This window comes from Variovorax sp. YR634 (assembly GCF_900106655.1).
GTDB lineage: Bacteria > Pseudomonadota > Gammaproteobacteria > Burkholderiales > Burkholderiaceae_C > Variovorax.
Genome location: NZ_FNOL01000002.1, coordinates 239,567 through 263,465 on the forward strand (window position 1 = coordinate 239,567; position 23,899 = coordinate 263,465).

General features: G+C 65.2%; 25 protein-coding genes. 9 read left to right on the forward strand and 16 right to left on the reverse strand.

Annotated features, from left to right (window positions below):
- Window positions 1-7: 7 nt before the first annotated feature.
- On the reverse strand, window positions 8-1,042 hold the full coding sequence (locus BLV60_RS05315) for a DUF1176 domain-containing protein (protein ID WP_093051063.1): 1,035 nt from the start codon (window positions 1,040-1,042) through the stop codon (window positions 8-10).
- Window positions 1,039-2,271 carry a pyridoxal phosphate-dependent aminotransferase gene (locus tag BLV60_RS05320; RefSeq protein WP_093051067.1) on the reverse strand — a complete coding sequence of 411 codons (1,233 nt, stop codon included), beginning with the start codon at window positions 2,269-2,271 and terminating at the stop codon, window positions 1,039-1,041. The genes BLV60_RS05315 and BLV60_RS05320 overlap by 4 nt, the downstream gene beginning before the upstream one ends.
- Window positions 2,272-2,404: 133 nt before the next feature.
- On the opposite strand from BLV60_RS05320, the gene BLV60_RS05325 reads away from it, so the two are divergent.
- The 8 genes from BLV60_RS05325 (at window position 2,405) to BLV60_RS05360 (ending at window position 8,071) form a co-directional block, all read left to right on the forward strand.
- Window positions 2,405-2,788: an Mth938-like domain-containing protein gene (locus BLV60_RS05325; RefSeq protein WP_093051070.1), complete on the forward strand. Its 384-nt coding sequence runs from the start codon at window positions 2,405-2,407 to the stop codon at window positions 2,786-2,788.
- A gap of 149 nt (window positions 2,789-2,937) precedes the next feature.
- Entirely contained in the window at window positions 2,938-3,414 is a 477-nt protein-coding gene (locus BLV60_RS05330; RefSeq protein WP_007830801.1) for a peroxiredoxin, read from the forward strand.
- Window positions 3,415-3,625: 211 nt separating this feature from the next.
- Window positions 3,626-5,407, forward strand: a complete 1,782-nt coding sequence (locus tag BLV60_RS05335; protein ID WP_093051073.1) for a PhoH family protein — start codon at window positions 3,626-3,628, stop codon at window positions 5,405-5,407.
- A gap of 153 nt (window positions 5,408-5,560) precedes the next feature.
- The gene (locus tag BLV60_RS05340) at window positions 5,561-5,938 is read left to right on the forward strand and encodes a VOC family protein (RefSeq protein ID WP_093051076.1); all 378 of its coding nucleotides are present in this window, start codon (window positions 5,561-5,563) and stop codon (window positions 5,936-5,938) included.
- Window positions 5,939-5,945: 7 nt separating this feature from the next.
- A complete protein-coding gene (locus BLV60_RS05345) occupies window positions 5,946-6,395 on the forward strand; it encodes an EVE domain-containing protein (RefSeq protein ID WP_093051079.1) in 450 nt (149 codons plus the stop codon).
- Window positions 6,396-6,408: 13 nt separating this feature from the next.
- Window positions 6,409-6,858: a GyrI-like domain-containing protein gene (locus BLV60_RS05350; RefSeq protein WP_093051082.1), complete on the forward strand. Its 450-nt coding sequence runs from the start codon at window positions 6,409-6,411 to the stop codon at window positions 6,856-6,858.
- Window positions 6,855-7,322: an MGMT family protein gene (locus tag BLV60_RS05355; RefSeq protein ID WP_093051085.1), complete on the forward strand. Its 468-nt coding sequence runs from the start codon at window positions 6,855-6,857 to the stop codon at window positions 7,320-7,322. Before BLV60_RS05350 ends, BLV60_RS05355 begins: the two co-directional genes overlap by 4 nt.
- On the forward strand, window positions 7,322-8,071 hold the full coding sequence (locus BLV60_RS05360) for a helix-turn-helix transcriptional regulator (protein WP_093051088.1): 750 nt from the start codon (window positions 7,322-7,324) through the stop codon (window positions 8,069-8,071). Before BLV60_RS05355 ends, BLV60_RS05360 begins: the two co-directional genes overlap by 1 nt.
- 17 nt (window positions 8,072-8,088) lie before the next feature.
- Here the strand turns inward: BLV60_RS05360 and dnaB are convergent, their stop codons facing one another.
- From dnaB to ppsA, 7 genes are all read right to left on the reverse strand, one after another.
- Window positions 8,089-9,495, reverse strand: coding sequence for a replicative DNA helicase (dnaB, locus tag BLV60_RS05365; RefSeq protein ID WP_093051090.1), 1,407 nt, complete (start codon window positions 9,493-9,495; stop codon window positions 8,089-8,091).
- A gap of 169 nt (window positions 9,496-9,664) precedes the next feature.
- Window positions 9,665-10,117 (reverse strand): 50S ribosomal protein L9, encoded by a 453-nt coding sequence (rplI, locus tag BLV60_RS05370; RefSeq protein WP_093051094.1) that lies wholly within the window; start codon window positions 10,115-10,117, stop codon window positions 9,665-9,667.
- A 12-nt stretch (window positions 10,118-10,129) separates the two neighbouring features.
- Window positions 10,130-10,411 (reverse strand): 30S ribosomal protein S18, encoded by a 282-nt coding sequence (gene rpsR, locus BLV60_RS05375; protein WP_007830781.1) that lies wholly within the window; start codon window positions 10,409-10,411, stop codon window positions 10,130-10,132.
- Window positions 10,412-10,432: 21 nt separating this feature from the next.
- The gene (gene priB / locus BLV60_RS05380) at window positions 10,433-10,747 is read right to left on the reverse strand and encodes a primosomal replication protein N (protein WP_093051097.1); all 315 of its coding nucleotides are present in this window, start codon (window positions 10,745-10,747) and stop codon (window positions 10,433-10,435) included.
- 4 nt (window positions 10,748-10,751) lie between these two features.
- Window positions 10,752-11,126 carry a 30S ribosomal protein S6 gene (gene rpsF, locus BLV60_RS05385; RefSeq protein ID WP_093051100.1) on the reverse strand — a complete coding sequence of 125 codons (375 nt, stop codon included), beginning with the start codon at window positions 11,124-11,126 and terminating at the stop codon, window positions 10,752-10,754.
- Window positions 11,127-11,242: 116 nt separating this feature from the next.
- Window positions 11,243-11,740, reverse strand: coding sequence for a hypothetical protein (locus BLV60_RS05390; protein ID WP_093051103.1), 498 nt, complete (start codon window positions 11,738-11,740; stop codon window positions 11,243-11,245).
- A gap of 123 nt (window positions 11,741-11,863) precedes the next feature.
- Window positions 11,864-14,257, reverse strand: coding sequence for a phosphoenolpyruvate synthase (gene ppsA / locus BLV60_RS05395; RefSeq protein ID WP_093051106.1), 2,394 nt, complete (start codon window positions 14,255-14,257; stop codon window positions 11,864-11,866).
- A 177-nt stretch (window positions 14,258-14,434) separates the two neighbouring features.
- Between ppsA and BLV60_RS05400 the strand changes: the two genes are divergently transcribed.
- Window positions 14,435-15,262 (forward strand): posphoenolpyruvate synthetase regulatory kinase/phosphorylase PpsR, encoded by an 828-nt coding sequence (locus tag BLV60_RS05400; protein WP_093051109.1) that lies wholly within the window; start codon window positions 14,435-14,437, stop codon window positions 15,260-15,262.
- A gap of 46 nt (window positions 15,263-15,308) precedes the next feature.
- Here the strand turns inward: BLV60_RS05400 and BLV60_RS05405 are convergent, their stop codons facing one another.
- The 7 genes from BLV60_RS05405 to ahpC all read right to left on the reverse strand — a co-directional run bounded on the left by BLV60_RS05405 (window position 15,309) and on the right by ahpC (window position 23,763).
- A complete protein-coding gene (locus BLV60_RS05405; RefSeq protein WP_093051838.1) occupies window positions 15,309-16,106 on the reverse strand; it encodes a heme ABC transporter ATP-binding protein in 798 nt (265 codons plus the stop codon).
- Between the two features lie 5 nt (window positions 16,107-16,111).
- Window positions 16,112-17,146 carry a FecCD family ABC transporter permease gene (locus BLV60_RS05410; RefSeq protein WP_093051112.1) on the reverse strand — a complete coding sequence of 345 codons (1,035 nt, stop codon included), beginning with the start codon at window positions 17,144-17,146 and terminating at the stop codon, window positions 16,112-16,114.
- A complete protein-coding gene (locus BLV60_RS05415) occupies window positions 17,143-18,045 on the reverse strand; it encodes a heme/hemin ABC transporter substrate-binding protein (protein ID WP_256328871.1) in 903 nt (300 codons plus the stop codon). The genes BLV60_RS05410 and BLV60_RS05415 overlap by 4 nt, the downstream gene beginning before the upstream one ends.
- Complete coding sequence (locus BLV60_RS05420; protein ID WP_093051115.1) at window positions 18,042-19,145, reverse strand: hemin-degrading factor; 1,104 nt, start codon at window positions 19,143-19,145, stop codon at window positions 18,042-18,044. The genes BLV60_RS05415 and BLV60_RS05420 overlap by 4 nt, the downstream gene beginning before the upstream one ends.
- Window positions 19,146-19,182: 37 nt before the next feature.
- Window positions 19,183-21,396: a TonB-dependent hemoglobin/transferrin/lactoferrin family receptor gene (locus BLV60_RS05425; RefSeq protein ID WP_093051118.1), complete on the reverse strand. Its 2,214-nt coding sequence runs from the start codon at window positions 21,394-21,396 to the stop codon at window positions 19,183-19,185.
- Window positions 21,397-21,544: 148 nt separating this feature from the next.
- Window positions 21,545-23,101: an alkyl hydroperoxide reductase subunit F gene (gene ahpF / locus BLV60_RS05430; protein ID WP_093051121.1), complete on the reverse strand. Its 1,557-nt coding sequence runs from the start codon at window positions 23,099-23,101 to the stop codon at window positions 21,545-21,547.
- Window positions 23,102-23,190: 89 nt separating this feature from the next.
- Window positions 23,191-23,763, reverse strand: a complete 573-nt coding sequence (gene ahpC, locus BLV60_RS05435) for an alkyl hydroperoxide reductase subunit C (protein ID WP_093051124.1) — start codon at window positions 23,761-23,763, stop codon at window positions 23,191-23,193.
- Window positions 23,764-23,899 lie beyond the last annotated feature (136 nt).

Consider the following 23,899-nt stretch of genomic DNA (forward strand, 5'->3'; position numbering starts at 1 on the left):
GTCGCGTTCATGGTTTGGATGGGGTGGCTGACGGCGTGGAAGTCACGACGCGGCTGACGTAGCGGGGCAAGGTCCAGGCGCCGCCGGCAAAGCCGCGGCACATGCCGTCGCCTGTGGAGCCGGTGCGCACGAAATCCTTGCCGTTGAAATGCCAGGTCTCGCTCGACCAGCAGTCGCCGATGCCTCGGCCTTTCATGGCAGAGGTGACGCTGCCTTCCTTCTCGTCGAAGTCGCCATTCGCCTCGATGGACACCGGCGCATAGGGCGGTTTGTCGTTGGCGATCCAGAGCAGGCTGGAATAGTTGTAGGCGCCCATGCCGCAGCCCAGCGACAGCAGCACCTTCCGGTCGGTCAGGCGCGAGACGGTCAGCGACTTGGCGTTGATGTCTTCGCGGTTGTTGCAGTCTTCCTTGGCGCTGTCCAGCTTCAGGAACGGGAAGATGCGCGCGGCGAGTGCGTCGTCGCCGGGGTGCGCCTTCGGCGGCACGACCACGTTCACGACGGGGGCCGTCACCGGCGGCAGCACCGAAGACTCGGGCTTGCTGCCGCGGCGCACCAGCGCACCCGGCGTGCCGACGCGGCCCTGGGCTTCGTCCATCTTCAGCAGCACGGCGTTGAGGCCGGCGAGCGAAAGAGTCCACTTCTTGCCGCCGTTGGCGGTCACCGTGGCGTCGTCGCCCTTGAGCAGCTCGGGCAGGACGGTGCGGACCTGGCTGTCGTCGAAGCTGGCGGTGCCCGCAGCCAGGCCCGAGACGGTGGCCTTGCCGACCTTGAAGCGCAGCGGGCCCTTGACGCCGTCGTCATCGCCGATCTGCAGCTGGATGTCTATTGCCGTGCCGGGCCCGGCCTTGCGGGTGATGAGCATCGACACCGGCTCGCTCGCCCCGCTGTCCGGCTGGTAGCCGGCGGCGCGGCAGGTGCGCGTGTTGTCGCAGGCCAGCTCCCAGTCGTTGTGCGAGAACGAGACAAGCTCCTTGTCGGCGGCTCCGGCGGACAACGCGGCGAGCGACAGCGCCGCAGCAGCGATGCAGGCAGATTTCATGAGCGCGACTTGCGGCGCAAACGGTACTGCTCCAGGAACTTCGCGATGCGGTTGATGGCCTCGCGCAGGTCGTCTTCATGGGGCAGGAACACGATGCGGAAGTGGTCCGGCGTGGCCCAGTTGAAGCCGGTGCCCTGCACCAGCATCACGCGGGTTTCCTTCAGCAGCTCGAGGAAGAACTGGCGGTCGTCCTCGATCGGATAGACCTCGGGGTCGAGCTTGGGGAACATGTAGAGCGCTGCGCTCGGCTTGACGCAACTCACGCCCGGAATGGCGGTGATCAGCTCGTAGGCCAGGTCGCGCTGGCGGCGCAGGCGACCGCCCTCGCACACGAGGTCGTTGATGCTCTGGTAGCCGCCAAGTGCTGTCTGGATGGCCCACTGGCCCGGCACGTTGGCGCACAGGCGCATGTTCGAGAGCATGTTCAGGCCCTCGATGTAGTCCTGCGCGCTGCGCTTGTCGCCCGACACCACGAGCCAGCCGGCGCGATAGCCGCACGAACGGTAGCTCTTGGACAGCGAATTGAAGGTGAGCGTGAGCACGTCGGTCGACAGGCTGGCAATGGCGGTGTGCTTGACGCCGTCGTACAGCACCTTGTCGTAGACCTCGTCGGCAAAGATCACGAGGCCGTGCTCGCGGGCGATGGCCACAATGCTCTTGAGCAGGTCGTTCGAGTACAGCGCGCCGGTCGGGTTGTTCGGGTTGATGACCACGATGCCCTTGGTACGCGGCGTGATCTTGGCGCGGATGTCGTCGAGGTTGGGCATCCAGCCGTTAGCCTCGTCGCACAGGTAGTGCACCGGCGTGCCACCCGACAGGCTCGTGGAAGCAGTCCACAGCGGGTAATCAGGGGCCGGCAGCAGCAGTTCGTCGCCATCGTTGAGAAGCGCGTTGGTGGACATGGCGATCAGCTCGCTGGCGCCGTTGCCAAGGTAGATGTCGTCGAGGGTGACGCCCGCAATGCCCTGCTTCTGCGTCTCGTGCATCACCGCCTTGCGCGCGGCGAAGACGCCCTTGCTATCCGAATAACCGGCCGAGGTGGGCAGGTTGCGGATCATGTCCTGCTGGATTTCCTCGGGGGCATCGAAGCCGAACACGGCCAGATTGCCGATGTTGAGCTTGATGATCTTCTGGCCGTCCTCTTCCATCTGCTTGGCGGCGTCCATGATGGGACCGCGGATGTCATAAAGAACGTTGGCCAGCTTGGCCGATTTCTTGAGCTGCTTCAAAAGGCCCTCCCGGGCGCGGGTTACGGAGTTGCTTGGATGCGCTTGATGCGGGGTCACCGCGGAGTCAAAGGCCCTTGCGAGCCCCGTGGCACTAGGGAAAACCTATAATTTGACCACAGTTCCCAGTGCCCAGATGAAGCTCCAGCCCGACAAATCCGATGCTCAGTCCCTCACCGCACACGGCCCCGGCTGGGTGGCAATCAACAACGAAAAAGTCGAAGGCAGCGTAGTGGTTGGCTCGCGCGGCGAGCGCTTCGAATGGAATTGTTCAAGCTTCGATCAGCTCGGCGCCGAACATTTCGCGCAATTGGCGACCCTGGGTGCGGAATTGATCATTTTCGGCAGCGGAAACCGTATCCGCTTCCCCCAGCCCGCATGGCTGAAGCCCCTGATGGCGCAGCGCACTGGCGTCGAGACCATGGACACCGCGGCGGCCTGCAGAACCTACAACATCCTGGCCGGAGAAGGCCGGCACGTGATTGCCGCCCTGCTGGTCGAGAGCCCGGTGGGTGGCTGAGAGAGGTATTTTCGGGGTAAAATACCGGGTTGCGAACAGGCCCGCTACCCCAAAGTTAGCAACGACCAATCCTCCATTCCTTGAGCAAGTCCCGTCCGAAACGGGACGAGAGGGCTCGGGAACGGAATCTAACGGAGAAAACAAGTTTCATGGCGATCGTTGTCAACAAACCCATTCCTGAATTCGACGCCAACGCCACGGGCGGCCTCAAGGTCTCGAATACCTCGCATCTCGGCCACGTGCTGGTCATGTATTTTTACCCGAAAGATAACACTCCGGGTTGCACCACCGAAGCCATGCAGTTTCGCGACCGCTACAAGGACTTCGAAAAGGCCGGTGCCACGGTGTTCGGCGTGTCCCGCGACAACATGAAGTCGCACGACGAATTCAAGGCCAAGCTCGAGCTGCCCTTCGAGCTCATCGCCGACACGGAAGAAAAGATGTGCCACATGTTCGGCGTGGTCAAGAACAAGATCATGTACGGCAAGAAGGTCAAGGGCATCGAGCGCAGCACCTTCCTGATCGGCGCCGACGGCATCCTGAAGGCCGAATGGCGCGGGCTCAAGGTTCCCGGCCATGTCGACGACGTGCTCAAGGCCGTCAAGGCGCTCAAGAAAGCTGCCTGACCGCCGCCCGGCGAGCCGGCCGTGCACTTTTCCGCTCTGGCGTGGGGAATGCCCAACGCAGCGCGTAAAGAGCCTCCGGCGCGTCATCTGCGGTGTGCATAATGGTTTCATGCCGTTGAGCTCCACGACCGCATCCCCCGAACAAAGCCGCCTTGGTCTTCAGGCGGCTTTTTCGTTTTCTGGTTCCCATTTTCTGCGAGCGATCTGACACATGCCACTGCCCCCCGCCCCCACGAAACGCGCTGCATTGCTCTCGCCGGACGCACTCGATGCGCCTGCCCGGTCCTCGCACAGGGGCTCGCGCCGTTCCGGCGATTCGCGCGCTGACGAAGCCACGGTGCACAGCCCGCAGCCGCTGGAATTGTTCGACAGCCTCGGCACTGAAGGCGCCGGCGGCGCCACCACGCGCCCGACGCGCCGGGCCAGATCCAAACCTGCGCCGGCACCCGCGCCCGTGAGCGCACCGCAGCCGGAGGCCATGGTGCAGGTCGAGACGAGGAAGGCGCCGGTCGTCGAAGTCGCACCAGCTCCCGCCCCGGCACCGCAAGCGCCGACACGCCACAAACGCAACAAGTCCACCGGTCCGGCCAAGCTGTTCGTGCTCGACACGAACGTGCTGCTGCACGACCCCATGTGCCTGTTCCGCTTCGAGGAGCACGACATCTTCCTGCCGATGATCGTGCTGGAAGAACTCGACGGCCACAAGAAAGGCACCACCGAAGTCGCGCGCAACGGCCGCCAGACCAGCCGCACGCTCGATGCGCTGGCCGGCGCCCAGGACGCCGACATCGACAAGGGCCTGAAGCTCGACACCACGGGCCACCGCGAGGCCGGTGGCCGGCTGTTCTTCCAGACCGCCCCGCTCGACTACTCGCTGCCGATCAGCCTGCCCCAGGGCAAGGCCGACAACCAGATCCTCGGCGTGGTGCACGCGCTGCGCGACGAGTACGCCAAGGACCGCCCGGGCAAGCCGAAGCAGGAAGTGGTGCTGGTGTCGAAAGACATCAACATGCGCGTCAAGGCGCGCGCGCTGGGCCTGGCCGCCGACGACTACCAGAACGACAAGACACTGGAAGACGGCGACCTGCTCTACGCCGGTTCGCTCGCACTGCCGCCCGACTTCTGGACCCGCCAGAGCAAGACGGTCGAAAGCTGGCAGAGCGGCAGCAACACCTTCTACCGGATCAGCGGTCCGCTGGTGCCCAACCTGTACATCAACCAGTTCGTGTACTTCGAGGCGCCCGGCGAGCCGAGCATGTACGCCCGCGTCACCGAAATCCGCGACAAGACCGCGGTGCTCAAGACGCTCAAGGACTACAGCTCGGGCAAGAACGCGGTCTGGGGCGTCAACACGCGCAACCGCGAGCAGAACTTCGCGATGAACCTGCTGATGGATCCGGAGATCGACTTCGTCACGCTGACCGGCACCGCCGGCACCGGCAAGACCCTGATGGCACTGGCTTCCGGCCTCACGCAGGTGCTCGACGACCGCCGCTACACCGAGATCATCATGACCCGCGCCACCGTGAGCGTCGGCGAAGACATCGGCTTCCTGCCCGGCACGGAAGAGGAAAAGATGGGCCCCTGGATGGGCGCGCTCGACGACAACCTCGAGTTCCTGGCCAAGGGCGACGGCGGCGGCGCCGGCGAGTGGGGCCGCGCGGCCACCAACGAGCTGATCCGCAGCCGCATCAAGGTCAAGAGCATGAACTTCATGCGCGGACGCACCTTCCTCAACAAGTACGTGATCATCGACGAGGCGCAGAACCTCACGCCCAAGCAGATGAAGACGCTGATCACCCGTGCCGGCCCCGGCACGAAGATCATCTGCATGGGCAACCTCGCGCAGATCGACACGCCGTACCTGACGGAAGGCTCCTCGGGCCTGACCTTCGCGGTCGACAAGTTCAAGGGCTGGCCGCACGGCGGGCACATCACGCTGGCGCGCGGCGAACGATCGCGGTTGGCGGATTTCGCAAGCGACGTGCTCTAGAACCAGCGGCACCGGCCGACACAAGCCCGCGCATGCTCCCCGGAGCATCGCGGGCTTTTTTTCGCCCGCCATGACAGGCTACTGACAAGACGTTGTCAGTAGGCGGCTCGCACCATCAGGGCTCCTTCAACCGACACGAAAGAGAGCCCCAGAATGCAAAAGCAGAACGCCATCAGCTGGTTCGAGATCCCGGTCGCCGACATGGACCGCGCCCAGGCCTTCTACGAAACCGTGCTGGCCCGCAAGCTGCGCCGCGAGAACTTCGGCGGCGAGACGCTGGCCGTGTTCCCCTACGACGATCCCGCCACGGGCGGTGCCCTGCAGGCCGGTGCCAACGCCAGCGCGCGCGCCGGCGCGGGCATCCGCATCTACCTCGACTGCAACCCCGGCATCGACGCCGTGCTTGCGCGGGTCGAAGCCGCCGGCGGGCAGATCGTGGCGCCAAAGTCTGCGCTGCCGCCCGGCATGGGCTTCATCGCCCACATGCGCGACACCGAAGGCAACGAAGTCGGCCTGCACGCGTTGGATTGATCCCGTCATGGCGCAACGCAACTGGATTGCCGTGGCCAGCGCCGAGCACGCGCGGCTCGGCCGCGACCACCGGCCGCTCGGCTTCATGCAGGTCGGCCACGGCAAGCATTCGCCGCTCAAGCGGCTCTCGGCGGGCGACCGCGTCGCCTACTATTCGCCGTCCACGGTGTTCGGTGGCACGGACAGGCTGCAGAGCTTCGTGTCGATCGGCGTCGTGCAACCCGGCGAGCCGTATGAGTTCGACATGGGCAACGGCTTCGTGCCGTGGCGGCGCGACGTGAGCTATGCAGCCGGGCACGAGGCGCCAATCGCACCACTGATCGAGCGCCTGGCCTTCATCGAGAACCCCAAGCAATGGGGCTACAAGTTTCGCTTTGGCATGTTCGACGTCACCGACGCCGACATGAAGCTGATCGCGCAGGCAATGAAGGCCGATCTGAAAACACTGTCGCTTTGAGGAGAAACCCCCTATGGAACCCACCCGCCAACACCAGGACGCCTTTCACGTCGCGGGCCTCACCATCCGCACCACCAACCGCGAGGAGAACGAGCCCGCAACCGCCCGCATCGGCAAGCTGTGGGGCCGCTTCTTCGGCGAAGAGACTTACGCATCGACGCCGGACCGCACCGGCGACGCTCGCATCTTCAGCGTCTACTCGGCCTACGAATCCGACGCCCACGGCGCCTTCGACGTGACGGCGGGTGTCGCCGTCTCGGGCAGCGAGGGCAGCCGCGCCGTCGAGGCCGGCGACTACCTCGTGTTCACCGGCCAGGGAGAGATGCCGCAGATGGTCATCGCCACATGGCAACGCATCTGGCAATATTTCGAGGCGCACCCGGAAGTCGCGCGCCGCTACCGCAGCGATTTCGAAGCCTACGAAGGGCCGGACAAGGTGGCGATCCACATCGGAGTTTCATGAGCCCCAAGAAGAGCTGGCGCGACCGGCTGGCCAGCTACCCTCACCTGCCGAACGTCAAGGAGATTCCCGCCGCCATGCGCTCCCGGCGCGGCGAAGGGACCATCGCCACGCCGTCGCCGCGGGAGGTCGAAGCTGCGATGCGCAGCATTCCGGAAGGCCGGCTCGCAACGGTGATGGGCATCGGCGAGGACATCGCACTGCGCCACCAGGCGACCATCGGCTGCACCGTGACCACGGCGATCTTTGCGCACATGGTCGCGCATGCGGCCGAGGAGGCAGAGAGGACGGAAGAACGAACGCCCTACTGGCGCACCCTCAAGATCGGTGGCGAGCTCAACCCCAAGTATCCCGGCGGCATCGAGGCGCAGATGTCGAAGCTCGAAGCCGAAGGCCACACGGTCGTGCGGCGCGGCAAGCGCTACTTCGTCGAAGACTTCGCGAAGAAGCTCACCGGAACACGCTGATGCGCCGCGCAGACCGCCTGTTCCAACTCGTGCAGCTCATCCGCGGGCGCCGGCTGACCACGGCCGCGTTCCTGGCGCAGCGCCTCGAAGTGTCGGAGCGCACCGTGTACCGCGACGTGGCCGATCTGCAGCATCAAGGCGTGCCCATCGAGGGCGAGGCAGGCGTGGGTTATCGACTGGGCGCCGGCTTCGAGCTGCCACCGCTGATGTTCACGCAGGACGAGGCCTCGGCCCTGGTGGCCGCGGCGCGGCTCGCACAGAGCTGGGTCGATCCAGCGCTGGCACGCGACATCGAGACCGGGCTGGGCAAGATCCTGTCGGTGCTGCCGCCGGCGGCGCGCGTCTCGGCCGAAGCTCTGGCGCTCTACGCCCCCGCGATGGGCCTGGACAAAACCCTGCGCACGCGGCTGCAGACGCTGCGCGAAGCGGTGCAGTCGCACAACAAGCTGCTGCTGCAGTACCACGACGTATCGGGCGACGCCAGCGAACGCACGGTGCGGCCGCTCGGCTGCTTCTATTGGGGCAAGGTCTGGACGCTCTCGACCTGGTGCGAACTGCGCAATGACTTCCGGGGGTTTCGCCTGGATCGCATGGACGCGATCGAGGTGCTGCCTGAGCGCTTTCGCGACGAGCCGGGCAAGACGCTGGCAGACATGCTTCGACAGATGAAGGCCGAGACGGCACAGGGCAAGGTGGTGCCGCAGAAGCCATTGGACTCGCCGCCCTGGTCCGGCAACGGCTCCAGCTGACGACCTTCCGCGCCGGCTCAGTACTCGTCGTTGTGGCTGTAACCCACCAGGTTCTCGAACTTGGTGATCGGCTTCAGGAAGGCCAGCTTGATGGTGCCGGTCGGGCCGTTCCGGTGCTTGCTGATGATCACCTCGGCCACGCCCGGCTCCTTCGACTCCTTGTTGTAGTAGTCGTCGCGGTAGATGAACATGATGATGTCCGCGTCCTGCTCGATGGCGCCGGATTCGCGCAAGTCGCTCATCATGGGGCGCTTGTCGGTGCGGCTTTCCACACCCCGGCTGAGCTGCGACAGCGCGATCACCGGGCACTTCAGCTCCTTGGCCAGCATCTTCAGGCCGCGCGAGATTTCGCCCACGGCGGTGGCGCGGTTTTCGTCGCCCGAAGTGCTGGTCGACATCAGCTGCAGGTAGTCGACCACGATCAGGCCCAGACGCCCGTACTGGCGCGCGAGGCGGCGCGCGTTGGCGCGCAATTCGCTGGTCGAGAGGCCCGGCGTTTCGTCGATGTGCAGCGACACGGTACGCAGCTTCTCGATGGCCTCGGTCAGGCGCGGCCACTCTTCGTCGCTGAGCTTGCCGGTACGCAGGTGACCCTGGTCGATGCGGCCGATGGAGCCCACGATACGCACCGCCAACTGCGCGGCGCCCATTTCCATCGAGAACACCGCCACCGGCAGACCTTCTTCAAGCGCCACGTGCTCGGCGATGTTGATCGCGAGCGAGGTCTTCCCCATCGAGGGACGAGCAGCCAGCACGATCATGTCGCCCGGCTGCAGGCCCGAGGTCATCTTGTCGAAGTCGTTGAAGCCGGTGCGCACGCCCGTGATGTCGTTCGGGTTCTCGGCCATTTCCGTCACGCGGTCGAGCAGTTCGACCACCAGGGCATCCATGCTCTGGAAGCCCTGCTTCATCCGCGTGCCTTCTTCGCCGATGTTGAAGATCTTCTGTTCGGCTTCGTCGAGGATCTTGTCGACCGCCTTGCCCTGCGGATTGAAGGCGTTGGTCGCGATCTCGTCGCTGGCGGAAACCAGTTTGCGCAGGATCGAGCGCTCACGCACGATCTCGGCGTAGCGGCGGATGTTGCTCGCGCTGGGCACGTACTGCGCGAGCGAGTTCAGATACACCAGCCCGCCGATGTCGTCGGCCTTGCCGAGGTTCTGCAGCTGCTCGTAGACGGTGATCACGTCGGCCGGTTTGCTGGCGTTGATCAGCCCGCCGATGGCGGCGTAGATCAGCTTGTGTTCGTGGCGGTAGAAGTCGCCGTCGACCAGCAGGTCACCCATGCGGTCCCAGGCGCCGTTGTCGAGCAGCAGGCCGCCGAGCACGCTGGATTCGGCCTCGATGGAATGAGGCGGAATGCGCAGTTGGGCAACTTGGCGATCGGCCGACGGGTCATTGTCGGCATAGGAGAAAACGGCGGACATGGACTTCCCTTGCAACCCTGCATGCTAAGCCGCGCGCGCCGATGCGCGTGTGGACAAGGTTGTGAATAAACGGTGATCTTCCAGTGCAATCGACTGGAAAACTCAGGCGCAGAAAAAGAAAAGCCGCCCGAAGGCGGCTTTTGCTGCAGCGCACAGGCGCTGTGGACGATCAGGCGGTTTCGCCGTAGACCGTCACGGTGATGTCGACCACCACGTCGGTGTGCAGGGCCACGCTCACGGTGCTGTCGCCGACGACCTTGATCGGGCCGTTGGGCAGGCGCACTTGCGACTTGGCAACCTTGTAGCCTTGCTTGCCCAGTTCTTCGGCGATGTCGCCGTTGGTGACCGAGCCGAACAGACGGCCGTCGACGCCAGCCTTTTGCGTCAGCTTGATGGTCGTGCCACCGAGCTTTTCGCCTTGAGCTTGCGATTCGGCCAGCTTGGCGGCCGCAGCCTTTTCGAGTTCGGCGCGCTTGGCTTCGAATTCGGCCTTGTTGGCGGCGGTGGCGCGGCGGGCGCGGCCCGTCGGGATCAGGAAGTTGCGTGCGTAGCCGTCCTTGACCTTGACGATGTCGCCCAGGCCGCCGACGTTGACAACCTTGTCCAGAAGAATGATTTGCATGGTATCGACTCCTTAGACGCGGTGCTGGTCGCTGTACGGCACCATGGCCAGGAAGCGCGCGCGCTTGATGGCGGTGTTCAGCTGGCGTTGGTAGATCGCGCGCGTGCCGGTCAGGCGGGCGGGGATGATCTTGCCGTTTTCGCTGATGAAGTCACGCAGCGTGTCGATGTCCTTGTAGTCGATTTCCTCGACGCCAGCGACGGTGAAGCGGCAGAAGCGCTTGCGCTTGAACAGCAGCGACTGGGTGTTGCGCTTCGGGCGCTTGTCTTTGTTGAATTTCTTGAACGTGGCCATTTGGGGACCTCTTGTCGAAAATTAATCTTGCTGAAAATCCTGGATGTGCAGGACCGGATGCTTGCCGTTGCCCGGTGTCGCGAGAAAGCCCTGAAAACGCCAGAGACTTCCCATCGACTGCTTTGCGAGCCGTTCGGCGATGGCGCCGAAGGCAACGGCCTTGAGGGCCGTCTTCACCTGCCTGGGTTTACCTGCCTCCTGGAGCGTCGACTCGTGTTCGAGCTTCAGGTCTATGGCGGGCAAGCCGGCTGGTGTGAATCGCAATGCTCCGAGTTCGGCAACGGAGGCGGTCAGCAGAAGCTGGTTGACCCCGGTTGCCGCAGCGGCAGCAGTCACGCCATCAGTTGTTGTTGGCGGCGTATTCGGCCTGCTGGGCCTTGCGAGCCTCTTCGCGCTCGACCGTCTTCATCATCGACGAAGGACCGGTTTCGGCCTTCTTCTTCTGAACGGTCAGGTGGCGCAGCACGGCGTCGTTGAACTTGAACGCGTGTTCGAGTTCGCCCATCACGGTTTGCTCAGCTTCGATGTTGACGCACAGGTAGTGGGCCTTGTTGAGCTTGTTGATCTGGTAAGCCAGCTGACGACGGCCCCAGTCTTCAACGCGGTGGATCTTGCCGCCGCCGGCCGTGATCAGGCCCTTGTAGCGCTCCAGCATGGCCGGAACTTGTTCGCTCTGATCCGGGTGGATCAGCAAAATGATTTCGTAGTGACGCATGGCACTCCTTGTGGATTCTTCCGAAGAAGAGGAAAAGCCACCTGCAGCGTCGGGCGCAGTGTGGCAAGGCAAAGCCGGCGATTATAGCCCTGTAGCGCGCACTTCGGCAAGCCACCTCAGTCGTTGAGGGCCTTGTCCAGGGCGGCTGCCTTTTCCGGGCCCACCGCGGCCCGGATCTTGGGCGCCAGCGCCAGGAGGTCTTCGTAGCTCGTCGTGCCCTCGACCTGCAGGTTGAGCCGGAACCCCATCAGGCCCAGGCTGCCGGTGAGCTGCGTGGCGATGGGATAGGCGTCCTTGTAGCGCTGCTGCTTGCTGCGCCCGGAGGAGCTCACAGCGGGAGCAGCGGGTGCGGCCGGCGCGACCGGTTTCGCCGCTGCCTCGGCGGATGCGCCTCCGGCGGCCGGCGATGCTGCGCTGCCCTCCGCCGGCTCGAGCAGGCCCAGCGCAACCATCTGGTCGATGTCTTCGCGGGCAATGCCCATGCCGTTGGCCAGCACCTCATCGACCGAGCGCTTGCCATCGAAAAGGATGAAGGCCGAGCGCTGGCGCGGCGACAGAGGGACCGAGCGGTCCTTGAGAACCTGATGGCCCGTTTGCGTCTTGACAAGAATCATGGTGGTCTTCCCTTCCGGGATGCGCCCGTGAATCTCACAAGTCTGGCATCAATTACGCAATTCGTTTCAATAACACCCCACCGTCGCGGGAATCCCCCCATGGGGATTTCCGCAGTCCGGGCTTCAGCGCTTGGCGAGTTGCTGCCAGGTGTCGATCACGCTGTCGGGGTTCAGGGAGATCGATTCGATCCCCTCCTCCGCCAGCCACAGCGCGAAGTCCGGGTGGTCGCTGGGGCCCTGGCCGCAGATGCCAACATACTTGCCCTCGGCCTTGCAGGCCTTGATGACGCGGCTCAGCAGCGCCTTGATGGCCGGATCGCGTTCGTCGAAGTCGGCTGCCAGCAGCTCGAGGCCCGAGTCGCGGTCCAGGCCCAGCGTGAGCTGGGTCAGGTCGTTCGAGCCGATCGAGAAGCCGTCGAAGAATTTCAGGAACTCCTCGGGCAGGATGGCGTTGCTCGGCACCTCGCACATCATGATCAGCTTGAGGTCGTTCTCACCGCGCTTCAGGCCATGCTCGCCCAGCAAAGTGGTCACGCGCTCGGCCTGGCCCAGGGTGCGCACGAAGGGCACCATGATCTGCACGTTGGTCAGGCCCATGTCGTTGCGCACGCGCTTCAGCGCTTCGCACTCCATGGCGAAGGCCTCGCCGAAATCGGCGCTCAGGTAGCGTGCGGCGCCGCGGAAGCCCAGCATCGGGTTTTCTTCTTCCGGCTCGTAGCGGCTGCCGCCGATCAGCTTGCGGTACTCGTTCGACTTGAAGTCCGAGAGGCGCACGATGACCTTCTTGGGCCAGAAGGCCGCCGCGATGGTCGCGATGCCTTCGGCAACCTTGTCGACGTAGAAGGCGCGCGGCGAGGCGTGGCCGCGTGCCACCGACTCGACCGCCTTCTTCAGGTCGTTGTCGACGTTCGGGTAGTCGAGGATCGCCTTCGGGTGCACGCCGATGTTGTTGTTGATGATGAACTCGAGCCGCGCGAGGCCCACGCCGTGGTTCGGCAGCTGCGCGAAGTCGAAGGCGAGCTGGGGGTTGCCCACGTTCATCATCAGCTGGATGTCGATCTCGGGCATCACGCCGCGCTGCACTTCGGTCACTTCGGTTTCGAGCAGGCCGTCGTAGATGAAGCCGGTGTCGCCCTCGGCGCAGCTCACCGTGACCAGCGTGCCGTCCTTCAGCAGGTCGGTGGCGTCGCCGCAGCCGACCACGGCCGGAATGCCCAGTTCGCGCGCGATGATGGCCGCGTGGCAGGTGCGCCCGCCGCGGTTGGTGACGATGGCGGCAGCGCGCTTCATCACCGGTTCCCAGTTGGGGTCCGTCATGTCGGTGACGAGCACGTCGCCGGCCTGGACCTTGTCCATCTCGCTGATGTTGTGCACCAGCCGCACGGGGCCGGTGCCGATTTTCTGGCCGATGGCACGGCCCTCGGCCAGCACGGCACCTTTGCCCAGCAGCTTGTAGCGCTGCTCGGCCTTGCCCTGCTGCTGGCTCTTCACCGTTTCCGGGCGCGCCTGCAGGATGTAGAGATGACCGTCGGTGCCGTCCTTGCCCCACTCGATGTCCATCGGGCGGCCATAGTGCTCTTCGATGACCAGCGCGTACCTGGCGAGTTGCTCGACATCGGCGTCGCTCAGCGAGTAGCGGTTGCGCTGCTCGGCCTTGACGTCGGTGGTCTTCACCAGCTTGCCGCTCGCCTTTTTCTCTTCGGGCGTGGCGAACTCCATCTGGATCAGCTTGGAGCCGAGGTTGCGGCGGATGACGGCCTTCTTGCCGGCGCGCAGCGTCGGCTTGTGCACGTAGAACTCGTCGGGGTTCACGGCGCCCTGCACCACCGTTTCGCCCAGGCCGTAGCTGGAGGTGATGAACACCACGTCTTCGAAGCCGGACTCGGTGTCGATGGTGAACATCACGCCGGCGGCGCCGAGGTCGGAGCGCACCATGCGCTGCACGCCGGCCGACAGCGCGACCACGTCGTGCTCGAAGCCCTTGTGCACGCGGTAGCTGATGGCGCGGTCGTTGTAGAGGGAGGCGAACACCTCCTTCATCTTGTGCAGCACGTCATCGATGCCGACCACGTTCAGGAAAGTTTCCTGCTGGCCCGCGAAGGACGCGTCGGGCAGATCTTCGGCGGTGGCCGACGAGCGCACGGCGAACGAGGCGGCCGGGTTGCCGGCACTCAGCGTGACGAAGGCCTCGCCAATGGCTTTCTGCAGGTCGGCCGGGAACGGCTGGGCCTCGACCATGGCGCGGATCTCGGCACCGGCGGTGGCCAGCGCGCGCACATCCTCGGTGTCCAGCGCGGCCAGGCGCTTGCTGATCTTGTCGGCCAGGCCGTCGTGGGCCAGGAACTGGCGGAATGCGTGCGCCGTGGTCGCGAAACCGGTGGGCACCCGCACGCCCTGCGGCAGCTGCGAGATCATTTCGCCGAGGCTGGCGTTCTTGCCGCCAACCGCCTCGACGTCGGTCATTCTCAGGTTTTCAAACGGTACGACCAGGGCGGTCGCGTCGAAAAGTGCAGACATGGGGAAGCTCCAGAAGTTGAAACCGATGCCGCATGCAGACGGCGCGGCACGATCGTTGTCGTTGCTTTGGGTGCGGGCGCGGTGTGCATGGAAAGAATTGGGGCTGGGAAGCGGATTCCCGATAATGGCCCGGATTGTAGGCGTGGCAAGGTTGCCCGCGCCGCAGGACAAGGCCGCATGACCACGCATTCACGCACTGTTTTCTTCATTTCCGACGGCACCGGCATCACCGCCGAAACCTTCGGTAACGCCGTTCTGGCCCAGTTCGAGATGAAACCGCGCCATGTCCGACTACCTTTTACCGACACGGTCGACAAGGCCCACCAGGCGGTGCGGCAGATCAACCACACGGCCGAACTCGAGGGCGTGCGCCCCATCGTCTTCACCACGCTGGCCAACATGGACGTGCTGGAAGTGATCGAAACCGGCTGCAAGGGCATGCTGCTGGACATGTTCGGCACCTTCGTGCGGCCGCTCGAAATCGAGCTGGCCGTGAAGTCGAACCACCGGATCGGCCGCTTCAGCGACGTCAGCAAGAGCAAGGAATACAACGACCGCATCGCCGCGATCGACTTCAGCCTGCAGCACGACGACGGCCAGAGCAACCGTGACCTGGAAGGCGCCGACGTGATCCTGGTGGGCGTGAGCCGCAGCGGCAAGACGCCGACCTCGCTCTACCTGGCAATGCAGCACGGCCTGAAGGCGGCCAACTACCCGCTGATTCCGGAAGATTTCGACCGCCGGCAGCTGCCGCCGGCCTTGATTCCGCATCGCAAGAAGATCTTCGGCCTGACCATCCAGCCCGAGCGGCTCAGCGAGATCCGCAACGAGCGCCGGCCGAATTCGCGCTACGCCAGCCTCGAGAACTGCCGCCACGAGGTGAGCGAGGCCGAGGCGATGATGCGGCGCGCCGGCATCCGCTGGCTGTCGACGACCACCAAGTCGATCGAGGAGATCGCGACCACGATCCTGCAGGAGCTGCGGCCCGAACGGCTGGTCTACTGAGGTTGATTGCTATCTTTTGGATAGCAATCAGCGACAAGAACAAGAGCTACCCGAAAAGATACTGGACCGTGCCGTCCACGCTCGTCACCGGCTGGCACGGAGTGCCCCAGACCGCCTCGATCAGCCCCGGCTGGAGCACCTCAGCCGTCGCCCCCTGCATCAGCCCGCCCGAAGCGCCGCCCAGAACCACCACCTCGTCGGCGTAGCGCTGCGCGAGGTTCAGGTCGTGCAGCACGGCCACCACGCCCACGCCGCGTGCGGCCCAGGCGCGCAGCAGGCGCATCGCCGAATGCTGGTGCGCGAGGTCGAGCGCCGCAGTGGGCTCGTCGAGCAGCAACCAGCGGGTCGCGCCGTCGGGCCGCGGATGCCAGAGTTGGGCCAGCGCCCGAGCCATGTGGGCCCGCGCCTTCTCGCCACCCGACAGGGTGTTGAGGACGCGCGGCGCCAGCGCCGACACGTCGGTCAGCCTCATCGCCTCTTCGACGATCGCGTCCTCGTCGCGGCCCGGCGATCGGCGGTGCGGGTAGCGGCCCAGCGCCACGATCTCCTGCGCTGTGAAGTCGAAGGCGACCGCGCTCTCCTGCGGCATCAGGGCCCGGCGCAGCGCCAGTGCCGGCATGCCGTGGTCTTCGAGCGGACGGCCGTCGAGCGTCACCCTCCCCCGCGTCGGCGCGCGCTGGCCGGCCAGCACCGATAACAGCGTCGACTTGCCCGCGCCGTTGGGCCCGAGGATGGCCGTTACCCGGCCCGGCGCCAGGTGAACGGAAGCATCGGCGAGCAGCGTCTTCGCCCCGACGCGGACCTCCACACCGGCGCAGCACAGCGCCATCGGATCGCGCGGCATCGCAGTCATATGCGCCCCTTGAAGTGCCGCAGCATCCACAGGAACATCGGCGCGCCGATGAACGCCGTGAGCACGCCCAGCGGCAGTTCGGCCGGCGCCATCACCGTGCGGGCCACAGTGTCGGCTGCCAGCACCAGCGCCGCCCCAAGCAGAGCTGACGCCGGCAACACCACGCGGTGATCGGGCCCGGCCACCATGCGCACCCAGTGCGGCGCGATCAGGCCGATGAAGCCGATGATCCCGGTCGTCGCCGTCACCGCCCCTACAGCCACGGCCGTGACGACGATGGCGCGCCGCTTGATGCGTTCGACGTCCACGCCGAGCAGCGCCGCCTGCGCCTCGCCCAGCGCAATGGCGTTCAGCGGCGCCGCCAGAGACCGCGCCGCCGCGCACGACAGCAGCACCGCCGCGCCGACCAGCAGCACGGCGCTCCAGCGCGCACCGCCCAGGCTGCCCAGCAGCCAGAACTGCAGGCTGCGCAATTGCTCGTCGGTCGCCATCACGCTGAGAAAACCAAGCCCCGCGCTCGCCAGCGCATTGACCGCGATGCCCGCCAGCAGCATCAGCGCCATGCGCGTGCCACCTTCGCTGCGCGACAGGCCGTAGATCAGCAAGGTCACCGACAGCCCGCCGCCGAATGCCATGAGCACCAGCGTCCAGCTGCCCAGCGTGCGCGGCAGCACGGGCCACAGCCATGCGCCGAGGATGATCGTTACGCCCGCCGCCAGCGCCGCGCCACTGCTGATGCCAACAAGCCCCGGGTCGGCCAGCGGGTTGCGGAACAGCCCCTGCATCAGCGTGCCCGCCATGCCGAGTCCCGCACCCGCCGCCACGCCCAGCACGAGGCGCGGCAGGCGGATGTTGAGAAACACCAGGTGCTCGGGCGATTTGTCGGCGCCCTGCCCCAGCGAGGTCAGCACGCCCCAGAGTTGCGGCAGGCTGATGGCATACGCCCCCGAAACAGCCCCCACCACGAAGGCGGCGACGAGCAGCAACGCACTGCCGCCCAGCACGGCCTGTGCCGAGAAGCGCTGGCTCATGCGGTGGCAGCCAGGAACTTTTCGTGCAGTTCGGCGATGGCCGCAGGCATGCGCGGGCCGAAGCCCAGCAGCAGCAAGGCGTCCTGCGTGATCAGGCTGCGCTTCTTGAACGCCGGCGTGAGCGCAAGCTCGGGCCGCTGCCAGAACTTGTCGACGCCGCCGTGGGCTTCGATGCTCTGCGTGCTGGTGAGGATGATGTCGGGCGCGGCGCTGGCCATGGCTTCGGCGGTCATCGGCCTGTAGCCCTGGAAACCGCCGAGTGCGTTGACGCCGCCCGCAAAGCCGATCACCGAGTGCGCAGCGGTCTTCTCGCCCGAAACCTGCGGGCTGGCGCTGTGCGACAGCACGAACAGCACGCGCGGCTTGCGCCCCTTCGACGCTGCGGCCACGCGCTGTTGCACTTGGCTCCAATCGGCATCGAGCTTCGCCTGCAGCTCGCGCGCCTGCGCTTCGCGCGCAGCGGCGCGGCCGACGGCCTGTACCTTGCGCTGCACTTCGCCCCAGCTGTGGTCGGCCTCGATGATCTCGACCTTGACGCCCGCGCTGCGAACCTGGTCGAGCACGACAGCCGGGCCCGACTCGTTGGTGGCGATGATCGCGTCGGGCTTCAGCGACAGCAGGCCCTCAGCCGACAGCTGGCGCATGTAGCCGACCTTCGGCGTGGCACGCGCGGCAGCGGGATACAGACTGGTGGTGTCGGTGCCGGCAAGCTGCGCTTCCGCCCCTAGCTGGTAGACGACTTCAGTGATCGCGCCGCTGACGGTCACGAGCTTGGGCAGCTTCGCGTCCTGCGCGAACAGGGGCAGCGCGGTGGCGCCCAGCGACGAGGCGCCGAGCAGGCGCAGCACGTCGCGGCGCTGCAGCGAAAAACGATCGTTCATTTCGTGAAAGGAGGTCATGGGGCCTCGGTCGCAGGTTGAAGACGCGGCAGCTCGCGCACGATGCGACGCCATTCCTCGCGCTCCGGCATGCCGGGCTTGCGCGCGCCGAAGAACATCGCCATCAGCTCGCCCTGCTGGTCGAAGGCTTCGACCGATGTCACGACACCGTCGCTGGTCGGCTTCTCGACGATCCAGACGCTGGCGATGCGGTCTTCACGCATGTGCAGGTTGAAGCCGGGGTCGAGCACGTTGAGCCAACGCATCGGCGTCGCGTTCTCGCCGTGGCCCTTCATTTCCATCGGTTCGATGCGTACCACCGGGCCGGAGTGGATCTGGATGCAACCTGGGCTGCCGACGAAAACCATGATCGGCGTGCCGTCGAACGCGGCTTCGTTCAGCAGGCTGCTGATGGCACTCAGTTCGGCGCGCTGAGTGAACTCGCCTTCGGTCAGGCGAAAGCTCTGTTGGCGCTCCACGCCGAACTTGTTCAGCAGGCCGAAGAACTCGTGCGTGTCCTGCATGCCGCGCCAGGCTTCGGCGAGGCCTGCCGTGTCGATGACGCTGTCTTCGCGCGGCACTGCCTTGTCTTCGGGCGCGGCAAACACCACGGGTTCGTCCGGCGCGGTGAAGCTGTCGATGACCGACTGGAAGGCATCGCGGTCGGTGGCGTCGCGCACGAAGATCTTGTGCACGGCCACGCCCTGCGCATTGAAGAACTGCAGGCTCAGAGACGGCAGCACGCCCGGGTTGGCCGCTGCCTCGCTCACCGCGAAGCCCGCATGCCAGCGGCTGAAGAACAGCCGCAGGTCGATGGCCTCGCCCAGCGCGAGCCCCATCGCGTCGCTGCCCGACACCTTTTCATAGACACCCGTCTTCTCGTGCACCGTGGTCTCGTTGCGCGTGAGCGCCAGCACGGGGCCGCACAGCTCCAGCGCCTGCAGCAGCTCGACCCAGGGGCCGTGCAGTCGCGTAGCGCGCAGGGCCTTGTCGTGCGTGCCCACGTGCGCGGCCACCGCGGCGCCTTCGGACAGGCCCATGGCCGCAGCGGCGTCCTTGTGGCGCATGCCCTTGGCGCGCAATGCGGCGAATCGGTCTCGGATGTCTTGGGCGTTGATCATCGGGTTTCCTTGTTGTGGTGAGAGCGGGGTGCGGCGATCAGAAGTCCGCCACGAGCGACACGTTGAAGCTGCGGCCCGGCTGGGTGTAGGCGTCGCGGATCGTCGAGGTCGAGGTCAGGCCGCGCACGTCGCTCCACATCCAGTAGCGCTTGTTGGTGAGATTGACGATTGCCGCGTTCAGGCGCAAGTCCTTGCGGATGCGCCACTGTGCGCTCAGGTCGAAGGTGGTGGCAGCGGGCGTCCGGAACTGGGTGCCGATCGTGACCTCGGTGCCGTCGATGTCCGACCACTTCTTGCGTGCGTGGTTCACGGCGTCGAGGCGCACGCTCCACACCGGCGCCTGGTACTTGACGCCGACGCTGGCCTTGCTCGGGTCGATCGAGTTGAGCGGCCGGTTGTTGGTGCGGTCGCGCCCGCGCGTCTGGCCATAGGCGAAGGGCACGGAGAAGCCGTTGCCGTTGTCGGTGAAGTCGAGTTCGCCCTTGATCTCGAAGCCGCTGATGCGCGCGCGCCCGATGTTGACCGACTGGAAGGTCGCCGGATTGGTGCGCGAGCCGAACACGCCGCCGACCTGGCGGTCGTTCTCGATCAGGTCCTTGTAGTCACCGGTGAACGCGGCCACGTCGAAGCTCAGTACGCCGGTGCGCCCGCGCACGCCGAGCTCGATGTTCTGGCTCTTCTCGGGCTTGAGGTTCGGGTTGGGAATCGTCTTGTAGCCCGAGATCACGTTCTCGAAGAAGTTGTTGACCTGGAACGCGTTGGGCGCCTTGAAGCCAGAGGCGTAGTTGCCGTACACGCTCCATTGCGGCGTTGCGCGGAACAGCACGCCGAGCTTGGGCGATACGGCCGAGCCCGAGAGCGACACGGCCTGCGCGCCGAAACCGGCCTGCTTCGCGTCGAGCGAGAAGCGGTCGAAGCGGATGCCCGGCGTGATGCTCCAGCGGTCGTGGATGAATTCGTCCTGCACGTAGAACGCGGACGAGGTCTCGCGCGTGTCGGGAAAGCGCTTGAGCGGGAAGGTCTCGCCGGCCGGGGGTACCAGGCCGGTCTGCAGGTTCTCGACGTTGGTGCGCGTGTAGTCGAAGCCGTAGGTGATCTTCTGTGCCCAATCGCCCGTGCGCACGGTCTTGTCGGCCTGCAGGCCGAACTGCCAGGTGCTTTCGTCGTAGGTGACGTCGCGCGTGCGGTCGGCGGCGGTGAAGCGGTCTTCGTAGATGAACTCGCGCGACTTCGCCTTCTGGTAGCTCACCACGGCGAGCAGGCTGTCGGCCATGACAGAGTTCAGGCGCAGGCGGCCGTCATAGGTGAAGCGGTCGCGCTGCAGGTCGTTCTTCGCGTTGAGGCCGATGACCGAGGTGGACGCATAGGGCGGCTTGGCGACGCCCGAGAGCAGGTCGTAGCGGCTGGTCTTCTCGATGTGCTCGAAGGTGAAGCCGTGGCGCTGGTCGGCATTGGGCGTGAGGATGACCTTGGCAAGCAGCGCCTTGTTGCGATCGCGCTCGGGGTTGGGCGTGGTGCGGTCGACGTTGGCGGCGTTGTTGGTGCCCATGTTCTCCAGCGCGCTGGAGCGGCCCATGTTGGCCGAGATGAGCCACTGCAGCGTGTCGTTGGCCTTGCCCGCCAGCGTGACGCCACCATGCGTGCCGTTGTCTTCGCCGCTGTAGCCAATGCTGGCGCTGCCGCCGAAGCTCTTGCCGTCGCGCAGGTAGGACGACGGATCGCGCGTGATGAAGTTCACCAGGCCCGCGAGGCCGTCGGAGCCATAGAGCGCAGAGGCCGGGCCCTTGATGATCTCGATGCGCTCGACAAGGCTGATGTCGAAGTAGTCGCGCCCGAACGCGTTGGCGCTGAAGACATAGCTGCGCGGCGTGCGGATGCCGTCCGTCAGCAGCAGCACGCGGTTGCCGTCGAGGCCACGGATGTTGAAGCCCGCATTGCTGTCGCGGCCGGTGTTGCCCTGCGCGAGGCCGAAGCGCGCGGGGGCGCGCTTGACGGACACGTTGGGCAGGTCGCGCACCGCGTCGCGGATGTCGGTGATCTGCTTCGATTCGATGTCGTCGCGGTTGATGACCTCGGTGCTCACCGGAAGATCGTCCCTCGCCTGCTCCGAGCGCGAACCGCTCACCACCACCTCATTGAGCGCCGCGACGCGCTGGGCCCACGAGGGTGCCGAAAGACCGAGCCCGGAGGCGATCAGGCAAGGCAGGAGGGCAAGGCGATGGGAGGGACGTCGGTTGAGTTTGGAGGCCACGAAAAAAGGTCCAGAAACAGTTAAAGAACTGCTTGCTGGACCTTCAGGCGCAGAAGACTACGCGAACGACCTGGCTGGCAATGAAGGGCTGTAGCCCGTGCTTTTTATTGTATGAGAACAATTCTCATTGAAACAACTTAAGACTTACTCATGCAGGGGCCGATGTGCGGATCAGATGGTCGAACGCACCGAGCGCCGCCTTCGCGCCGTCGCCTGCCGCGATGATGATCTGCTTGAACGGCACCGTGGTGGCATCGCCCGCCGCGAACACACCGGGCACAGAGGTCTGGCCGCGCGCGTCGACGATGATTTCGCCGTGTTTCGACAGCTCGACCGTGCCCTTGAGCCAGTCGGTGTTGGGCACGAGGCCGATCTGGATGAACACGCCTTCGAGCTCGACCTTCTTCAGCTCGCCCGTGGCGCGGTCCTTGTAGACCAGGCCGTTGACCTTCTGGTCGCCGGTGATCTCGGTGGTCTGTGCGTTGGTGAACACGTCGACGTTCTTCAGGCTCCTGAGCTTGCGCTGCAGCACGGCGTCGGCGCGCAATTGCGTGTCGAACTCGATCAGCGTGACGTGGCCCACGATGCCGGCCAGGTCGATCGCCGCTTCGACGCCCGAGTTGCCGCCACCGATCACCGCGACGCGCTTGCCCTTGAACAGCGGACCGTCGCAGTGCGGGCAGTAGGCCACGCCCTTGTTCTTGAACTCGTGCTCGCCGGGCACGTTGATGTTGCGCCAGCGTGCGCCGGTCGAGATGATGACCGACTTGCTCTTGAGCGACGCGCCGCTTTCCAGCTTCACCTCGATGAGGTCGCTGCCGGGCACCAGCGCTTTTGCGCGCTGCAGATTCATGATGTCGACCTCGTAGTCGCGCACATGCTCTTCGAGCGCGTGGGCGAACTTCGGTCCTTCGGTTTCCTTGATCGAGATGAAGTTCTCGATGCCCATGGTGTCGAGCACCTGGCCGCCGAAACGCTCGGAGGCAACGCCGGTGCGGATGCCCTTGCGCGCTGCGTACACCGCAGCTGCCGCGCCGGCAGGGCCGCCGCCGACGATCAGCACGTCGAACGGGTCTTTGGCGGCGATCTTCTTCGCTTCGCGCTCGACGCCGCTGGTATCGATCTTGGCGAGGATCTCTTCCAGGCTCATGCGGCCCTGGCCAAACTCGGTGCCGTTGAGGAACACGGTGGGCACGGCCATGATCTGGCGTTCCTTCACTTCTTCCTGGAAGGTGCCGCCTTCGATCATCGTGGTGCGGATGCGCGGGTTCTGCACCGCCATCAGGTTCAGCGCCTGGACCACGTCGGGGCAGTTGTGGCAGGTGAGCGAGACGTAGATCTCGAACTCGAAGTCGCCGTCGAGCGCCTTGATCTGGTCGAGCACTGCCTGCTCGACCTTGGGGGGATAGCCGCCGATCTGCAGCAACGCAAGGATCAGCGACGTGAATTCATGGCCCATCGGCAGGCCGGCAAAGCGCGGGCCGTGGTTTTCGCTCGGGCGGTTGACCGAGAACGAGGGCTTGCGATGGTTGTCGTCGCGGCTTTCGGTCAGCTTGACCAGCGGGGACGATTCGGCAACGTCCTTCAGCAGCGACAGCATTTCGCCCGAGGCCTTGCTGTCGTCGAGCGAGGCGACGATCTCGATCGGCTGCGTGGCGCGTTCGAGGTAACTCTTCAATTGGGCTTTGGTGCTTGCGTCGAGCATGAGGGACTCTCTTTCGATAACTGAAAACTATCAACTGGGGACAAAAAAGCCCGGGGCCTCGTGAGCGCCCGGGCTTCGCACGCAGGCGCTTAGATCTTGCCGACGAGGTCGAACGAGGGCTTCAGCGTTTCGGCGCCTTCGGTCCACTTGGCGGGGCAGACTTCACCGGGGTGAGCGGCGACGTACTGGGCAGCCTTCACGCGGCGCAGCAGTTCGGCAGCGTCACGGCCGATGCCGTTGTCGTGCACTTCGATGGTCTTGATCTTGCCTTCGGGGTCGATCACGAAGGTGCCGCGGTAGGCCAGGCCTGCGTCTTCGCCTTCTTCGATCAGCACCTGGAAGGCGCGGGCCAGTTGCTGGCTCGGGTCGCCGATCAGCGGGTACTGGACCTTGCCGATGGTGTCCGAGGTGTCGTGCCAGGCCTTGTGGGTGAAGTGGGTGTCGGTCGACACGCCATACACCTCGACGCCGAGCTTCTGGAATTCAGCGTAGTGGTCGGCCAGGTCGCCGAGTTCCGTGGGACACACGAACGTAAAGTCCGCCGGGTAGAACACCACGACCGACCATTTGCCCTTGAAGTTGTCGTTGCTGACGGGCACGAACTTGCCGTTGTGATACGCGGTGGCCTTGAAGGGAATGATTTCGGTATTGATCAGGGACATGCTGGTTCCTAGTGGTGGTGACTGATGTAAAGGGCGAAGCATCAGTATAACTACCAATCAAGATATTTTGATAGTTGATATCTATCAAAAGTATTGCAAGTCGCTATGTTCACGATGAGCCTGGAACCTCCTTTTC

What these genes read in the sequence shown, in the direction of transcription:
- BLV60_RS05390 (WP_093051103.1), bottom strand. Translation starts at nt 11,740, where the DNA reads ATGATTCTTGTCAAGACGCAAACGGGCCATCAGGTTCTCAAGGACCGC.
- rpsR (WP_007830781.1), bottom strand. Translation starts at nt 10,411, where the DNA reads ATGGCCACGTTCAAGAAATTCAACAAAGACAAGCGCCCGAAGCGCAAC.
- rplI (WP_093051094.1), bottom strand. Translation starts at nt 10,117, where the DNA reads ATGCAAATCATTCTTCTGGACAAGGTTGTCAACGTCGGCGGCCTGGGC.
- BLV60_RS05410 (WP_093051112.1), bottom strand. Translation starts at nt 17,146, where the DNA reads ATGAGCCAGCGCTTCTCGGCACAGGCCGTGCTGGGCGGCAGTGCGTTG.
- BLV60_RS05340 (WP_093051076.1), top strand. Translation starts at nt 5,561, where the DNA reads ATGCAAAAGCAGAACGCCATCAGCTGGTTCGAGATCCCGGTCGCCGAC.
- ahpC (WP_093051124.1), bottom strand. Translation starts at nt 23,763, where the DNA reads ATGTCCCTGATCAATACCGAAATCATTCCCTTCAAGGCCACCGCGTAT.
- rpsF (WP_093051100.1), bottom strand. Translation starts at nt 11,126, where the DNA reads ATGCGTCACTACGAAATCATTTTGCTGATCCACCCGGATCAGAGCGAA.
- BLV60_RS05335 (WP_093051073.1), top strand. Translation starts at nt 3,626, where the DNA reads ATGCCACTGCCCCCCGCCCCCACGAAACGCGCTGCATTGCTCTCGCCG.
- BLV60_RS05345 (WP_093051079.1), top strand. Translation starts at nt 5,946, where the DNA reads ATGGCGCAACGCAACTGGATTGCCGTGGCCAGCGCCGAGCACGCGCGG.
- BLV60_RS05325 (WP_093051070.1), top strand. Translation starts at nt 2,405, where the DNA reads ATGAAGCTCCAGCCCGACAAATCCGATGCTCAGTCCCTCACCGCACAC.
- BLV60_RS05360 (WP_093051088.1), top strand. Translation starts at nt 7,322, where the DNA reads ATGCGCCGCGCAGACCGCCTGTTCCAACTCGTGCAGCTCATCCGCGGG.
- BLV60_RS05355 (WP_093051085.1), top strand. Translation starts at nt 6,855, where the DNA reads ATGAGCCCCAAGAAGAGCTGGCGCGACCGGCTGGCCAGCTACCCTCAC.
- BLV60_RS05330 (WP_007830801.1), top strand. Translation starts at nt 2,938, where the DNA reads ATGGCGATCGTTGTCAACAAACCCATTCCTGAATTCGACGCCAACGCC.
- dnaB (WP_093051090.1), bottom strand. Translation starts at nt 9,495, where the DNA reads ATGTCCGCCGTTTTCTCCTATGCCGACAATGACCCGTCGGCCGATCGC.
- ahpF (WP_093051121.1), bottom strand. Translation starts at nt 23,101, where the DNA reads ATGCTCGACGCAAGCACCAAAGCCCAATTGAAGAGTTACCTCGAACGC.
- BLV60_RS05420 (WP_093051115.1), bottom strand. Translation starts at nt 19,145, where the DNA reads ATGATCAACGCCCAAGACATCCGAGACCGATTCGCCGCATTGCGCGCC.
- BLV60_RS05315 (WP_093051063.1), bottom strand. Translation starts at nt 1,042, where the DNA reads ATGAAATCTGCCTGCATCGCTGCTGCGGCGCTGTCGCTCGCCGCGTTG.
- BLV60_RS05400 (WP_093051109.1), top strand. Translation starts at nt 14,435, where the DNA reads ATGACCACGCATTCACGCACTGTTTTCTTCATTTCCGACGGCACCGGC.
- BLV60_RS05405 (WP_093051838.1), bottom strand. Translation starts at nt 16,106, where the DNA reads ATGCCGCGCGATCCGATGGCGCTGTGCTGCGCCGGTGTGGAGGTCCGC.
- BLV60_RS05415 (WP_256328871.1), bottom strand. Translation starts at nt 18,045, where the DNA reads ATGACCTCCTTTCACGAAATGAACGATCGTTTTTCGCTGCAGCGCCGC.
- ppsA (WP_093051106.1), bottom strand. Translation starts at nt 14,257, where the DNA reads ATGTCTGCACTTTTCGACGCGACCGCCCTGGTCGTACCGTTTGAAAAC.
- BLV60_RS05350 (WP_093051082.1), top strand. Translation starts at nt 6,409, where the DNA reads ATGGAACCCACCCGCCAACACCAGGACGCCTTTCACGTCGCGGGCCTC.